Below are 14,026 nucleotides of genomic sequence, written 5' to 3' on the forward strand. Positions count from 1 at the left end.
AAGCCGCCGAAGACCACGGAATGGATCGCGCCGATCCGGGCGCAGGCCAGCAGCGTGATGACGGCCTCGGGAATCATGGGCAGGTACACGGCCACGCGGTCGCCCTTGGCCACGCCGAGGGACTCGAACGCGTTCGCGGCCTTCTTCACTTCCTCGGTCAGCTGCGCGTACGTGTACGTGCGGGTATCTCCCGGCTCGCCCTCGAAGTAGATGGCCACCCGGTCCCCGTTGCCGGCCTCGACGTGCCGATCCAGCGCGTTGTAGGCCGCGTTGACCTCGCCGCCGACGAACCACTTCGCGAACGGCGGGTCGGACCAGTCCAGCGCCTGGCTGAAGTCCTTGGACCAGCTCAGCAGCTCGCGGGCCTGCTTCGCCCAGAACGCGGGACGGTCGGCGTCGGCCTCGGCGTACTCGGCGGCGGTGACCACCGCGTTCGCCGCGAACCCGGCCGACGGCGCAAACCGGCGGTTCTCCTGGGACAGGTTTTCGAAGGCATCGCCTGCCTGGATAGGGCTGGATGATGACGCGGTAAGGGCGTTGGACATGGGTAACCCCTGTTCTTTACATATTCTGAGGTGAAAAAATTCGTGCGTGCGCCGGCAGTCGGGGTGCCGCTCAGGGCCCCGCCCTGGGCCGGGCCAGAATCCCAGCAGCGGCGGCGTATCCCTCAGCGCTCTAGGGATACGCCGCCGCCGCAGGCAGTCGGGATTGATCAGTACTTGATGACCACGCGGCCGTCGATCTTGGCGTGCTTCATCTCGTCGAGGACGGCATTGACTTCGGAGAGTTCCCTCGTGGATACCGTGGGGTGGATCTTTCCCTGGGCGTAGAAGTCGAGTGCTTCCTCCAGGTCCTGCCGGGTTCCGACGATCGAGCCGCGGACCGTCAGGCCCTTGAGCACAATCTCGAAGATCGGCGCCGGGAAGTCCCCCGGCGGCAGGCCGTTGAACACGATCGTTCCGCCGCGGCGGGCCATCCCGATCGCCTGGCCGAATGCTGACGGGTGCACAGCCGTGACCAGGACTCCATGGCAACCTCCGGTTTCGCGCTGGATGACTTCGACAGGGTCTTCGTGCAGGGCGTTGACCGTCAGCTCCGCACCGTGCTTCTTGGCCAGGGCGAGCTTGTCATCGGCGATGTCCACCGCCGCGACCCGCAACCCCATCGCCACGGCGTACTGGACAGCGATATGCCCGAGTCCGCCGATGCCGGAGATGGTGACCCACTGGCCCGGCCGGGCCTCGGTCATTTTCAGGCCCTTGTAGACCGTCACGCCGGCGCAGAGAACCGGAGCCACCTCCACGGGGTCCGAGCCGGCCGGAATGCGGGCGGCGAAGCGGGTGTCCACCAGCATGTACTCGCCGAAGGAACCGTCGACGCTGTAGCCGGCGTTCTGCTGCGCCTCGCACAGGGTTTCCCAGCCCGTGCGGCAGTACTGGCAGTCGCCGCAGGCCGACCAGAGCCACGCATTGCCGACGAGGTCGCCGACGGCCAGATCAGTGACGCCCTCACCGAGGGCAACGACCTCGCCGACGCCTTCGTGGCCGGGAATGAACGGCGGGGACGGCTTGACCGGCCAGTCTCCCTCCGCGGCGTGCAGGTCGGTGTGGCAGACCCCGGTGGTGAGGACCTTGACCAGTGCCTCGCCGCGTCCCGGCGTAGGGACAGGAAGGTCCTTGATCTGAAGATCCTTGCCAAATTCAGTAACTACAGCTGCTCTCATCGTCGTCATTGTCGATATTCCTTCGTCGTCTTTGTGGCCGCAGCAAATAATGCGCAGGCATGAATTGAACATCAGGCCAGAAGCCGGGCGTGATGCCCGTTGTCCGCCGAAGCCTCACCGGGGTACGGGTGAGGCCGCGGATTGTCAGGGTGTGGATAACCCGTCACAGTTCCAGTCCGCGCGTCGTTGCCGTGGAACGTGACCCAAGCCGTTCTGGTCTGGAGTTTGTTGCACAACCACCGCTGGCACTTGTGCTGAGCAGGATGATGGCTGTTGCCGAAAGCCTAGGGAAGGGAGGGTTGCGATGAGGTTGCAGCCTTGTGAGTCAGGTCACCTGGGCTGGGGTGTTCCGAGTTCGGATTCCAGGCGCTCCAAGTCGGCCACCACGGCAGCCCTCTTGGGTGAGCGGGGCGGCAACAGCTTCAGCGCCGCCATGCGGACGGCAATGTCATCGCTCGCTTCGGGGAGTTCTGCATACTGGAGCAGGGCTTCCGCGCTGCCGTCGGTTAGAACTGCCTCCCGAAGAAGTGTGGAGACGCGCCTCCGCAGCGTCACCACACCCGGGGCCTCGGAGTGGGGCAACACCGGGCCGCGATAGATTTCCAGGGCGACCCTGTGCGCCCCGCGCTGGAGGCAACTGAGAACCTGTCCGGCGTCCGGCAGCACGTCCACGGTGAGTCTGTAGGGCCGGGATTCCGGCACGGCGGCAGGATTGAACTGCTGAAGGACTTTCCTCAACCGGACCATCTCCGCCCGAAGTGTCATGGCTGAGACTTCCCCGGACAGCATGCTGCCCAGCTCTTCGCCACTGAGACCATCCGGATGGATGCTCAACAGGGCCAGCATCTCACTGTGCCGAGGAGACAGCGATACCGTCCTTCCGTCGATGCTGAGCAGCGCGTGGTCGCGGCCGAGCAGCTGCAGGCTGTTGCGATAGAGGCTTCGGGCCGGGCTGCCGGGAACCGTTCTGGGCCTGGTGGCGGAAGCAGGTTTTCGCCGCCGGGCGAGCCGGTCGCGCGTCGCGGCGGCCAGCAGAAGACGCTCCACGCGCAGCTGCGACTGGGCAGCCGCAACCGCAGCCTCTACGAGGGAAAGGGTATGCGGGGCGACTGCCATCTCGGTCCCGGTAATATCCAGGACTCCGATCACGGCACCGGTGTCTGGATCATGGAACGGCACCGCCGTGCAGCTCCACGCGTGAACAGCCCGGTTGAAATGTTCGGGACCGGAGACCTGGATGCTGCGGCCCAGTGCCAGGGCGGTTCCAGGAGCGCTGGTGCCCACGCTGGCCTCGGACCAGTCCGCGCCCTCAACGAACAGCATGCCCTCGGCACGCCGGCGCAGGGAAGCATCCCCGTCGACCCACAGGAGCCTGCCCAGTTCATCCCCGACAGCCACCAGCAAGCCTTGTTCGGTACTGGGCTGAATCAGCAGTTTGTTAATCACCGGCATGATGGACGCCAGCGGGTGACCGCGGCGGTACTCCTCAAGGGCCTCACCCTCGACGAGTAACGAGGAAGGCGGTATGTCAGGGTTGGCCTGTAGCCGGAGCGAACGCTTCCAGGACTCTTCAATGATTCTGCGCAGCGGCCCCTGCCCGGATCTGATGCCGGGCTGGTTCGACGCTGTCACGCGCCTGGCAGCAGACGGCGCCGGGTCCGTCGCCGGGGTTGGAAATAGCGACCGGGGATTACGCACGGTGGCTCCATTGTCGACAAGCAGAAGTGGGGCCCACGTGGCCCCAGTCACCAGAATACCGCCGCTGTGGGTCGTGATCGCGGCGTGGCCCCTCACAAGCTGCTGACGGAGTCCATCTAGACGCGCCCCAGGTCGTCGATGTCCTCGAGGAACTGCTGGTGCACTTCGGGGCTGACCGTGGTGCGGGTGTCGGCGATCGCATCGAGGTAGTCCTGGGTGGCGGGGCCCTTCCGGACCGCCTCGCGAACTGAGGCGCTGCCGCCGGACGCCAAGCCGCCGTCGTCGTACACCGCTTTTTCGAGCGCCCGCTGGGAGGCGCTGCGGGCGGCGTACTCGATGTCCGCGGGGGAGAACCCCTCGGTGCGTTCCACCAAGAGCTCAACGTCGACGTCGTCCACCACGGTGGCGGGGATGAAGCGCTGCCACATGGCCTCGCGGGCCTGGCGGTCCGGCAGGCCGATCGGAATGACGTAGTCGAAGCGGCCGTGCCGCAGGAATGCGGAGTCCAGGGCGCGGATGAAGTTGGTGGCACAGACCAGCAGGCGCCCGGGCTGTTCGCGGAACGCCGGGATGATCTTGAGGAGCTCGTTGGTGACGCCCTGCAGCGGCGACGGCGGTTCGCCGGAACGCTGGGAGGCGATCTCCTCCACCTCATCGATGAACACGACGGCGTGCTCGAGTTCGGCGATCTCCAGGAAGGTCTCGCGTAGCGCCCCGGCCAGCCCCTTGGGGTCGGAGGCCAGCCGGGAGGGGAAAACCTCCACGAACGGCCACTCCAGACGGGAGGCGATGGCCTTCGCGAAGGTCGTCTTGCCGGTGCCGGGAGGGCCGAAAAGGACCACTGCGCGCGGCGGCACCACCCCGTATTCGTCGGCGAGGTCGGCCTCGGCGAGAGGCAGCACCAGCCGGCGTTCCAGCAGTTCCTTCTCGTTGCGCATGCCCGCCACGTTTTCCCAGAGGTCACGGGCCAGGATCCGGCCGCCAAGCTGGCTGAGCGGCTCAAGTTCCTGGCGCTGGACCGGGATTTTCCGTTCGAAGTACCGCAGGTTCTTCTTCAGGGCGAAGCCGCGGCCCAGGAAGGCCTCCACCCGGGTCTCGGATTCCGGCATCAGCGCGGAGAGCTTGTTGAGCCCGTGCGGGGCCATCCGGTTTTCGACGGCGGCGAGCAGCGAGGTGCCGATCCCGCGGCCGCGGTATTCCGGAAGGGTGGCCAGGAAGACGATCCAGCCCTGGTCGTGGGCGGCCCGTCCGACGGCGGCACCCACCACCTGCTCGCCCTGGACTGCGACGACGGCGTGGTCCTTTTCGCAGGAGGCCAGAACCTCCGAGAGCGCGTAGACGGGCTCCACGTTTGATTCTTTGAGGGATTCCCAGAGGTGCAGGATGCCGTCAAGATCGGCCGAATGGAAATCCCTGATCCGCCAGTTGGTCATGAGCTGTCTCCCGGGTGGTTCGTCGCTGAGCCATGTTGAGTCTTCCGCTGAGCATATGCGAACCGCGTGCACGAGAGGTTGCGGGGACGTTGCGTTACGCGGAGGCCGCGATTTCCAGGATGCGGTGCCGGCAGAGGCGCCAGCCCAACATCAGGAGCGGGACGATGACCACGAGGGAGGCGATGGTCCACGTTCCCACGGGCGAGTCGAATGCCATGAGGACCAGCACCGCCAAGAGGAAGGCCAGGGTGATCCAGCCCGTGACGGGGGCGCCCGGCATCCGGAACGCGGGCCGAAGCAGCTCCCCGCGGGCTGCAAGCCGGGCAAGCTGCATCTGGCACAGGACGATCATGGCCCAGGTGCTGATGATGCCCAGCGATGCGACGTTCAGGACGATCTCGAAGGCCTCGGCCGGCACCAAGGCGTTCAGGATCACGCCCAGGACAGCCACGGCGGCCGTGAGGGCGATGCCGCCGTAGGGGACGCCGGACTTGTTCATCCGGGCCGCGAATTTCGGTGCTGAACCGGAAATGGACATTGAACGCATGATCCGTCCGGTGGAGTAGAGGCCCGCGTTGAGCGAGGACAGCGCAGCGGTGAGGACCACGAGGTTCATGATGGCGTCCACACCGTCCACCCCGATGGAGCCGAAGAACGTCACGAAGGGGCTTTCGCCGGCCTTGTAGGAGCTGTATGGCAGCAACAGGGAGAGCAGCACGAGCGAGCCGACGTAGAACACCGCGATGCGAACGATCACCGTGTTGATGGCCCGCGGCATGATCTTCTCGGGGTTTTCGGTCTCGCCGGCGGCGGTGCCGATCAGTTCGATCGAGGCGTAGGCGAACACGACGCCCTGCATCACCACGATGGCCGGCAGGAGGCCGTTGGGGAACATGCCGCCGTTGTCCGCGATGAGGCTGAAACCGACCTCCTGGCCGGCCACGGGCGTGCCGAAGATGACGAAGTAGATGCCGACGAGCAGGAAGGACACGAGCGCCACGACCTTGATGAGCGCGAACCAGAATTCCAGCTCGCCGAACACCTTCACGCTGATCAGGTTCAGGCCCAGGACCAGGATCAGGGCGGCCAGCGCCCACGCCCACTGCGGCACGTCCGCGATAGGCGCCCAGTACTTCTTGAAGAAGTTCATGTACAGCGCGACGGCGGTGATGTCCACGATCGCGGTCATGGCCCAGTTCAGCCAGTACAGCCAGCCGGTGACGAACGCGGCCTTCTCGCCGAAGAATTCGCGGGCGTAGGAGACGAAGGAGCCCGACGACGGCCGGTGCATCACGAGTTCGCCCAGAGCGCGCAGGATCATGAAGGCGAAGAACCCGCAGACGGCATAGCTGATGATTAGGGCCGGTCCGGCGGTGGCGAGCCGGCCGCCGGCACCCATGAACAGGCCGGTACCGATGGCGCCGCCGATCGCGATCATCTGGACCTGCCGGGGTTTCAGGCCCTTGTGATAGCCCTGGTCCTCGGCGTGGAGCGCGGCCTCCGAGGCGTGGGCGTGTGCCGGAATGGTGTGGTCGGAGACCGTCTGCTGCCGGGATTGCTGTTGTTGGGCGGGCTGATTTTGGGCGCGGGCAGTGTCAGGAGAAGTCATGGGGGTCCTTCGGGGTTCGGAGGTGCGCTACTTGCTCAGGTTGGCCAGGCGTTGCGGGCTGAGGAGGCTGGCGAGCTGCTCGGCGGTGAGCAGGCCGTGTTCGAGCACGAGTTCCGCGACGCCTTTGCCGGTGGCGAGGGCTTCCTGGGCGATGGCCGTGGCCGTGGCGTAGCCGAGTTGCGGGTTCAGGGCGGTGACGAGGCCGATGGATTGTTCCACGGTGAGGCGGAGGTGTTCGGTGTTGGCGGTGATGCCCCGGACGCAGCGGGCCGTGAGGGTGCGGCAGGCGGCTTCCAGGTGGGAGATGCTCTTGTGGAGGCTGTGGACGATGATGGGTTCGAAGGCGTTGAGCTGGAGCTGGCCGGCCTCGGCGGCCATGGTGATGGTGACGTCGTTGCCGATCACCTCGTAGGCCACCTGGCTGACCACTTCCGGGATGACCGGGTTGATCTTGCCGGGCATGATCGAGGAGCCGGACTGCACCGCGGGGAGGTTGATCTCGCCGAAGCCGGCCCGCGGGCCGGAGGAGAGCAGCCGGAGGTCGTTGCAGATCTTGGAGAGTTTCACGGCGACGCGCTTGAGCACGCCGGAGAGGTGCACGAAGGCGCCGACGTCCTGCGTGGCCTCGATCAGGTCCACTGCGGTGATCAGCGGCAGGCCCGTGATCTCGGCCAGGTGCCGGCAGGCGGCCTCGGCGTACCCGGCGGGGGCGTTGAGGCCCGTGCCGATCGCGGTGGCGCCGAGGTTGATTTCGTGGATCAGCAGGTCGGCTTCGGCCAGGCGGAGCCGGTCCTCGCCGATCGTGACGGCGTAGGTGCCGAATTCCTGGCCGAGCGTCATGGGGACGGCGTCCTGGAGCTGGGTGCGGCCCATCTTCACCACCGTGCGGAACTCGAGGGCTTTGGCGGCGAAGGCGTCTTCGAGTTCGGTGAGGGCCTGGAGCAGTTCCCGGGCCGCGAAGATCGTGCCGAGCTTGACCGCTGTGGGGTAGACGTCGTTGGTGGACTGGCTGAGGTTGACGTGGTCGTTGGGGTGCAGCCGGGCATAGTCGCCCTTCGGGTGCCCGAGGATTTCCAGGGCCCGGTTGGCGATGACCTCGTTGGCGTTCATGTTTGAGGAGGTCCCGGCGCCGCCCTGGATGACGTCGACGACGAATTGCTCGCTGAGCTTGCCGTTCATGACCTCGGTGCAGGCTTCCCCGATGGCGGCGGCACGCCCGGCGTCAAGCAGTCCGAGCTCGTGGTTGGTGCGGGCGGCGGCGAGTTTCACGGCGGCGAGCCCGCGGACCAGGTACATGTTGGAGGAAAGCGGCTGGCCGGTGATGGGGAAGTTCTCCACGGCCCGGAGGGTGTGGACGCCCCAGTAGGCGTCGGCGGGAACGTCCCGGTCACCCAGAAGGTCGTGTTCGGAGCGGAATTCTGCGCGTTCGTCGAGCGAGGTCATGGCGGTCCTTAAAGGTCTTCGGGGGCGGGGGAGATCTTGGGGGCTGCGAGGAAATCGGTGGCCTGCAGCAGCCCGACGGGCCGGCCGCCGCCCAGGACTGGGGTGGCGGCGAGGCGCGCCAAGGGGGAGGTGTCGACGCCGAGCGCGGCCAGGACCCGGACGGTGACGGGCATCCTGGCGCGGTCTCCGCCGTCGGAGACCTTCACGGCGAGGGCGCGGCCGTCCGGGAGGCCCACCAGCTGGACGCCCTCGAAGCCGTCCTTGGCAAGCAGACCGGGGACCAGGCGCATCAGCGCGGTGACGTCCCGGTCCTCGCCCGCAACCATCTCGGGGTGGCGGCGCATGGCGCGGCCGACGGCGGCTTCCGCTTCGCCGGATCCGCCCTCGGCGCTCGCCGCCAGATGACCGAAGGCGCGGGCCATGCCGCGCAGCGTGAGCGCGAAGAGCGGGGTGCCGCAGCCGTCAGTGGTGGTGCGCTGGGGATCCTCGCCGGTCAGGTCCGCCACGGTCCGGGCCACCAGTTGCTGCAGCGGGTGCCCCGGGTCCAGGTAGCCTTGGACCGGCCAGCCGTTGATGACGCAGGTGGCCGCCATGGCGGCATGCTTTCCGGAACAGTTCTGGGTCAGTTGGGTGGCCTGGCCGCCGCCGCCGAGCCAGTCTTCGCGCTCGCGGGCGCCGTAGGGGAGGTCGGTGCTGTTCTCGAGGTCCGCGGGCGTCAGGCCGTGCAGATCCAGGATGCGCCGGGCGCCCTCACGGTGGCTGGCTGCGCCGGAATGGCTGGCGGCGGCGAGGGCGAGGAGTTCGTCCGTGAGGTCCAGCCCGGCGCGGACCATGGCGACGGCCTGCAGGGGCTTCAGGGCGGACCGAGGGTAGAACGGGGCGAGGGGCTCCCCGGCAGTCAGAAGGATCTGGCCGTCCGCTGCGGTGGCGATGACCGAGCCGTAGTGGACACTCTCGACCAGGCCGTCCCGGGTCTGGACCGCCAGCGGGACGTGCTGCGGCAGCCGCTCCGGGGCCAGCGGGGTCGGGGTGTTGGCGAGGGCAGGGGAAGTCATTGCGTCCTTTGTCGGTGGAGATCGATGCGGCTGTGGTGGCTGGTCACGCTGTTGGTGCTGGCTTGGTTGGTGCTGACCCATTGCTGACGGCATTGCTCGCGGCACCAGGAGCCTGACGTCAGGCGTTGAGGATCGAGTCGAGAGCAATGCCAACGGCGTGCAGATGCTGGCTCATGGCGATGCGGGCCGTCGCCGCGTCGCCGGCTTCGATCGCGGCCAGGATGCGCCGGTGCTCCTCGTCGGACGCGTGCTGGCGGTCCGCCACCATGTTCAGGGTCTCGGACTGGTGGGCGAGGGCGTCCCGGATGTCGGCGACGACGTTTTCGAAGACCTTGTTCCGGCTGGCCCGCGCGATCAACGCGTGGAAGCTGGAGTCCAGGCCCACCCACACTTCGGGGTCGTCCTCGCCGCTCATCGCGGCAACGATGTCGCGCAGCGTTGCCAGCTCCTCGGCCGAACGGCGTTCTGCTGCCAGCCCGGCGGCAGGAACTTCGATATGGGGGCGTGCCTCCGTGAGGTCGCGGGCCGAGTATTGGCCCAGGACCAGGTCCTTGGCCACGCGGTTGGCGACGACGAACGTGCCCCGCCCGGTCCTGGTGACCGTCAGGCCAAGGGCGGTGCAGGAGCGCAAAGCCTCGCGGATCACGGAGCGGCTCACGCCGTACTGCTGGGCAAGGGTGGCCTCGGAGTTCAGCTTGGCGCCGACGCTGAGCTTGCCGGATTCGATTTCGGCGCGGAGGACGTTGAAAACGGCTTCGGCGGCGCTGAGGCGAGCCAAAGGCTGTCCTGCTGTCCGGCTGTCTGACAGGTTCACGCTTTAAAACATGGCAGAGATCACACCGGGGTGTCAAGTGTGACGGCGGCCCCGGGGTGTACGGGGCCGCCGTCGTCGCTCGGGCCGAAGGTCCGGCGGCGGGCTACTTGCTTGGGTTTGTATCCGGGCTATTTGCCGGGATTACTGGACCTTGGACGGGCGGGTGCGGACCAGTGCCGTGACGCCCGCGGCCAGTCCGACCAGGCCTGCGGCCAGCCCGATCCAGCCGGCGGCGGATCCGCCGTCACTGGTCGTGCTCGCTGCCGCTGCCGGTGCCGGTGCCGCCGAGGGTGCCGCCGTCGTGGCTGCGGCGGGGACGGCTGCGCCGTGGGCGTCGGCGTCCTTGGCCGTCGTCACGAAGGAGGGCGCCGGGTGCTCGGGTTCGGCCTGTCCCTCGACCGTCTTCTCGTCCCACTTCACGACGGTTCCATCGGTGTAGGTCTGGGCCGTCGGCAGCGTCACGGTGGTTCCAGCGTCCGGCATGACGCCGACGGACAGTGAGAATGCCTGGTACTCGTCCGGTCCGATCTGGTGGGCCTCGTCAGCGGTCCAGACCACGGAACTCGGGGCCTTGGTGACCGTGGCGCCGGCGATCGTGATCGGCTTCGGCAGTTCGTTCGTGGTGATGACGGCCTTCCAGCCCTCGACGGGCTTCACCGACACCGAGGTGAACGGGGTGTCCGTGGGCAGCGTGACTTCGAGTTTGCTGGTCTTGGCCGAGTCGGACTCGTTCGGGACATTGAACGTCAGGTGGCTGTAGCCGCCCGCGGCCGGATCATCGGTGTCGACGTGGACGTGGGCGGAGGCCGCTGCTGCGCCGGCGGCGAGCAGGCCAGCGGTCATCGTAGCGGCAGCGGCGGTCTTGAGGGTACGGCGAAGGGAGGATTTCATGGCAAAGGTGCCTTTCACTGACGGATCTTCGGTGGGGGCCGCCCGGTGGGGTGTCCGGCCGGCGGTAGCAGCGGGTGGCCGCCTGCCGTCCCCGTCCGTAGGTGAAAGGGACTAATGCCAGGCGGCGGGCGACAGTTCCGGCGGGCCGCGCCTTGTCGGCAGGCGGAGGCCAACCCGGGCTTTGGGGAGGACCAGGTTGAGCGCGCAGGGGCCGGGCACGCGCAGGGGCATGGCGGCGGAGGGCCGGGGCAGCTGCACGAGGGGGCGCAGCCAGGAAGCTAGCGCGGACAGGGCACGCTCGCTGTGGGCGAGCAGCAGTGCCGTGCCGAGCGTTGCCAACGCGTGTGCGGCGAACATGGCACCGCCCATGTCGGCCGCGGCACCCGCCATGGAAGGGCCGGGCATCGCCGGGGCCATGGCTGCCGCCGAATGGCCCGGATGGCCCGGATGGCCCTCCGCCAACCGCGCCTGGAGGGACGCGGGCGCCCCTGAGGACAGTGCGCCGAAGGACCAGTGCAGCCACAGCTGCCCTACGCCGATCAGGCCGGCCAGGGCAGGAAAGGACAGGCGGACGCGGGTCAGGACGGCCACGGGGATCATCGCCACGGCACATAACGCCGTCACGATCGCCGGCTCGGGCAGCCGTCCGCCGCCGGCCAGGTGGCCGCCGGCGGCCAGCGCCACGATGAGTGATCCGATCAGGCCGGTGCGGAACAGCCGGAAGGAAGCGCGCGTCATCGTGTGCAGTCCTTTCCGGATTCCTTGGGGGTCTGGTTGTCGCTTAAGTCCCTTAAATCTTACGGGCCATTGCGAACCGTCACGCTCGCGCGCGGCAGAACCGCCCAACCTGTGGCGGCAGGGCTGCGCCGGCCGGGCTGTGACGGCGGGTGCCTTCGATCGCCGGCCAGTTGCCCCCGCCAGCCACGGCGCCGGTACGAACGTGCCGTTATTTCCCTGTTCAGGCGTCTCGGCCCGTTCTATACTGGAATTGACCGCAAAGCGGCACGTTCGTACCTATCGCTTTTGTCTGCAGCGCAGGTCACTGGGACGTGTCTTGATCAACGGAGGTGGCCATGGGGAACGCATTTCCGGTCGAACTCGCTGCCGAAGCCCGTGCCCGGCGCGGGTCGCTCCGGCTGAGCCAGCGTGAGCTGGCCGAACTGGCCGGAGTATCAGAGCGCTTCGTCCGGTTCGTCGAACAGGGCAAACGCACGGTGCAGCTGGACTCCCTGCTGGCGCTCCTGGACACGCTGGGGCTGGAACTCCGGATCCAGACCCGGACCAGCGCCGCAGCCCGGGCCCTCGCCGGCCCGGTGGCCGGCCTGCGGTCCGACGAAGAACTGCGGGACGGCCCGGAAGCCCGGCCATGAGGCACCGCATCGCGGACATCTACAAGGCCGGCGTGCTGGCGGCGCGGCTGGAACGGCACGACGGCGGCACCAGGTTCAGCTACCTGCCGGCCTATCTGGCGTCCGGGGGCCCCGCCGTCGCGAGCTCCCTGCCGCTAACTCCGGAACCCGTCCTGTCCGCGGCGGGGGCCGCCCCGCCGTATTTCACCGGGCTTCTGCCGGAGGGCCGGCGGCTGAATGCGTTGCGCCGTTCCATCAAGACCAGCGTGGACGATGAGCTGTCACTGCTCATCGCCGCCGGCGCCAACCCGGTGGGTGACGTGCAAATCGTTGGCCACGGCGAGAAGCTCGACCCGGACGAGCACGCCGTCGAGCTTGACCCCGGAACGCCCGTGGATTTCGAGGCCTTGCTGGGCGACTCCGGGCTGATCGACCCGGTGGCACTGGCGGGCGTGCAGGACAAGCTGTCCGCGGGAATGATCTCCATGCCGGTGGCCAGCGCCGGCCGGCGGTACATCCTCAAACTCAACGCGCCCGAGTTCCCGCACGTCGTCGAAAACGAGTTCGCGATGTTCCGGTACGCGGCGCGGCTGCGGATCCCACTGAGCCGGGTCCAGCTGATCCGCGACGTCGCCGGCCGGCCCGGGTTGCTCGTGGAACGCTTCGACCGTGTGCCAGTCGCCGGTGTGTCTGGGCCTACGGCGGCGGCCGGGTCGCCGGGGGCGGTGCAGCGGCTCGCCGTCGAGGACGGTGCGCAGGTGCTGGGCCTTTACCCGGCAGACAAGTACAACGTGGGATACGGGCAGGTGTGCCATGCGCTTGCGGCGTATTGTGCGGCGCCGCTGCCCGCGGTGCGGAATTTGGCCCTCCAAGCGGCATTTGCGTGGCTGACGGGCAACGGTGACCTGCACGCGAAGAACGTTTCCATGGTGCAGCAGCCGGCCGGGGAGTGGTCAATCGCGCCGGTATACGACATCCCGTCCACGGTCGTCTACGGGGACAAGACACTCGCCCTGACCCTGGACGGCAAGCGGACAGGGATTTCCCGGAAGCATTTCCTGGGCTGGGCCGCGGGGATGGGGCTGACTGAACGTGCCGCCGTCCAGGTGCTGGAACTGGCGTTGAGGGCCTCGGAACCGCTGCTGGCGGACCTTCAGGCGGGCACGGCGTTCCGCTCCATGACCGACGACGGCGCCTCGCCGTTTTCAGCGATGGTCACCCGCGACTGGGTCAAGGAACTCAAGCACCGGCGCAGGCTGCTGGCCGCGTGATGCCGTTGGCGCCCGCTCGGCTTGCGTCTGGGCCAGGTGCTGCTGACCGATGCCGCCGCGTGGAGCCTCAGAGGTGCTGGATGCCCGCGCGCTGCATGGCGTCTTTGTAGACCTCAACGTTTTTGGCGAGCAGCTCTTCTTGCTTGGCCGGAGATACTGCGAAGGCGCGGCCGCCAAGTGCGGTGGCCTTGTAGATCTTGACACCATGGTTCTTCAGCGAGGAATGGTAGGTCTTCTCGAAAAGCGTCAGGAAAGAGTGGGCGTCCGCGCCGTGCGCAATAACGGCCGAGACGCGCTTGTTGATCTTGAGGAACTGGCGGAAGGGCCGCAGGCCGTCCGTCTTCTCCTGGACGTTCAGGGCCGAGGACGCCTCCGGATCGCGGATCCACGGGTAGGCGTTCCACGGCATCACATAGCGGGGGTCCAGCTCTGCGGCCTCGTAAATGGAGGTGGCGCGGCGGGCGGCTTCATCGTCGTTGAAGTGCGAGACAAAGCCCGATTCGGTGCCCTTGCCCGGGCTGACATGCAGGCTGACGATCCGGCATTCGTCCTCGTCATGGATGGGGTCGATGTACGGGACCACGGATCCAGGCTTCTTTTCCATGAGTTCGTCGCACAGCTGCGTCACCGCGGCGATGTTCGGCTCCTGCAGCAGGGTCTTCTTTTCGTCCCAGTCAATCGTCACGATTTCTCCCTCAGCACTTGGCGTCCAGAATCAGGCGGCTTCCTCCACTCTACGC

At 67.6% G+C, this 14,026-nt stretch carries 14 protein-coding genes; 3 read left to right on the top strand and 11 right to left on the bottom strand.

Annotated features, from left to right (window positions below):
• On the bottom strand, positions 1-545 hold a 545-nt coding region (locus tag C566_RS21845; protein WP_043467532.1), incomplete at its 3' end, for an AMP-binding protein.
• 46 nt (positions 546-591) lie between these two features.
• On the opposite strand from C566_RS21845, the gene C566_RS23500 reads away from it, so the two are divergent.
• Positions 592-723 carry an MYXO-CTERM sorting domain-containing protein gene (locus C566_RS23500; protein ID WP_442852623.1) on the top strand — a complete coding sequence of 44 codons (132 nt, stop codon included), beginning with the start codon at positions 592-594 and terminating at the stop codon, positions 721-723.
• Here the strand turns inward: C566_RS23500 and adhP are convergent.
• The 9 genes from adhP to C566_RS0119620 form a co-directional block, all read right to left on the bottom strand.
• Positions 713-1,723, bottom strand: a complete 1,011-nt coding sequence (gene adhP, locus C566_RS0119580; protein WP_026266877.1) for an alcohol dehydrogenase AdhP — start codon at positions 1,721-1,723, stop codon at positions 713-715. The genes C566_RS23500 and adhP overlap by 11 nt on opposite strands.
• A 330-nt stretch (positions 1,724-2,053) precedes the next feature.
• A complete protein-coding gene (locus C566_RS0119585) occupies positions 2,054-3,355 on the bottom strand; it encodes a GAF domain-containing protein (RefSeq protein WP_018776054.1) in 1,302 nt (433 codons plus the stop codon).
• 182 nt (positions 3,356-3,537) lie between these two features.
• Positions 3,538-4,854 (bottom strand): ATP-binding protein, encoded by a 1,317-nt coding sequence (locus tag C566_RS0119590; protein WP_018776055.1) that lies wholly within the window; start codon positions 4,852-4,854, stop codon positions 3,538-3,540.
• Positions 4,855-4,948: 94 nt separating this feature from the next.
• Positions 4,949-6,463, bottom strand: a complete 1,515-nt coding sequence (locus C566_RS0119595; RefSeq protein WP_018776056.1) for an amino acid permease — start codon at positions 6,461-6,463, stop codon at positions 4,949-4,951.
• A 27-nt stretch (positions 6,464-6,490) separates the two neighbouring features.
• Positions 6,491-7,906: an aspartate ammonia-lyase gene (locus tag C566_RS0119600; RefSeq protein WP_018776057.1), complete on the bottom strand. Its 1,416-nt coding sequence runs from the start codon at positions 7,904-7,906 to the stop codon at positions 6,491-6,493.
• An 8-nt stretch (positions 7,907-7,914) separates the two neighbouring features.
• The gene (locus C566_RS0119605) at positions 7,915-8,961 is read right to left on the bottom strand and encodes an asparaginase (protein WP_018776058.1); all 1,047 of its coding nucleotides are present in this window, start codon (positions 8,959-8,961) and stop codon (positions 7,915-7,917) included.
• Positions 8,962-9,079: 118 nt separating this feature from the next.
• Entirely contained in the window at positions 9,080-9,775 is a 696-nt protein-coding gene (locus tag C566_RS0119610; RefSeq protein ID WP_026266878.1) for a FadR/GntR family transcriptional regulator, read from the bottom strand.
• A 141-nt stretch (positions 9,776-9,916) separates the two neighbouring features.
• Positions 9,917-10,666 (bottom strand): YcnI family copper-binding membrane protein, encoded by a 750-nt coding sequence (locus C566_RS0119615; protein ID WP_026266879.1) that lies wholly within the window; start codon positions 10,664-10,666, stop codon positions 9,917-9,919.
• Positions 10,667-10,777: 111 nt separating this feature from the next.
• Complete coding sequence (locus C566_RS0119620; RefSeq protein WP_018776061.1) at positions 10,778-11,404, bottom strand: hypothetical protein; 627 nt, start codon at positions 11,402-11,404, stop codon at positions 10,778-10,780.
• A 335-nt stretch (positions 11,405-11,739) separates the two neighbouring features.
• Here C566_RS0119620 and C566_RS0119625 point away from each other — a divergent pair, with 335 nt between their 5' ends.
• Together C566_RS0119625 and C566_RS0119630 are read left to right on the top strand one after the other, a co-directional pair.
• Positions 11,740-12,036, top strand: coding sequence for a type II toxin-antitoxin system Y4mF family antitoxin (locus C566_RS0119625; protein WP_018776062.1), 297 nt, complete (start codon positions 11,740-11,742; stop codon positions 12,034-12,036).
• A complete protein-coding gene (locus C566_RS0119630) occupies positions 12,033-13,286 on the top strand; it encodes a type II toxin-antitoxin system HipA family toxin (protein ID WP_018776063.1) in 1,254 nt (417 codons plus the stop codon). The genes C566_RS0119625 and C566_RS0119630 overlap by 4 nt, the downstream gene beginning before the upstream one ends.
• A gap of 67 nt (positions 13,287-13,353) precedes the next feature.
• Here C566_RS0119630 and C566_RS0119635 read toward each other — a convergent pair whose 3' ends face one another.
• On the bottom strand, positions 13,354-13,971 hold the full coding sequence (locus C566_RS0119635; RefSeq protein WP_018776064.1) for a uracil-DNA glycosylase: 618 nt from the start codon (positions 13,969-13,971) through the stop codon (positions 13,354-13,356).
• Positions 13,972-14,026 lie beyond the last annotated feature (55 nt).

It is taken from the genome of Arthrobacter sp. 131MFCol6.1 (assembly GCF_000374925.1).
In the GTDB taxonomy this organism is placed as follows: domain Bacteria; phylum Actinomycetota; class Actinomycetes; order Actinomycetales; family Micrococcaceae; genus Arthrobacter.

Excerpts from the sequence above, each read along its gene's own strand:
- C566_RS0119600 (WP_018776057.1), bottom strand. The coding sequence starts at position 7,906 with ATGACCTCGCTCGACGAACGCGCAGAATTCCGCTCCGAACACGACCTT.
- C566_RS0119625 (WP_018776062.1), top strand. The coding sequence starts at position 11,740 with ATGGGGAACGCATTTCCGGTCGAACTCGCTGCCGAAGCCCGTGCCCGG.
- C566_RS0119590 (WP_018776055.1), bottom strand. The coding sequence starts at position 4,854 with ATGACCAACTGGCGGATCAGGGATTTCCATTCGGCCGATCTTGACGGC.
- C566_RS0119605 (WP_018776058.1), bottom strand. The coding sequence starts at position 8,961 with ATGACTTCCCCTGCCCTCGCCAACACCCCGACCCCGCTGGCCCCGGAG.
- C566_RS0119630 (WP_018776063.1), top strand. The coding sequence starts at position 12,033 with ATGAGGCACCGCATCGCGGACATCTACAAGGCCGGCGTGCTGGCGGCG.
- C566_RS0119620 (WP_018776061.1), bottom strand. The coding sequence starts at position 11,404 with ATGACGCGCGCTTCCTTCCGGCTGTTCCGCACCGGCCTGATCGGATCA.
- adhP (WP_026266877.1), bottom strand. The coding sequence starts at position 1,723 with ATGAGAGCAGCTGTAGTTACTGAATTTGGCAAGGATCTTCAGATCAAG.
- C566_RS0119595 (WP_018776056.1), bottom strand. The coding sequence starts at position 6,463 with ATGACTTCTCCTGACACTGCCCGCGCCCAAAATCAGCCCGCCCAACAA.
- C566_RS0119615 (WP_026266879.1), bottom strand. The coding sequence starts at position 10,666 with ATGAAATCCTCCCTTCGCCGTACCCTCAAGACCGCCGCTGCCGCTACG.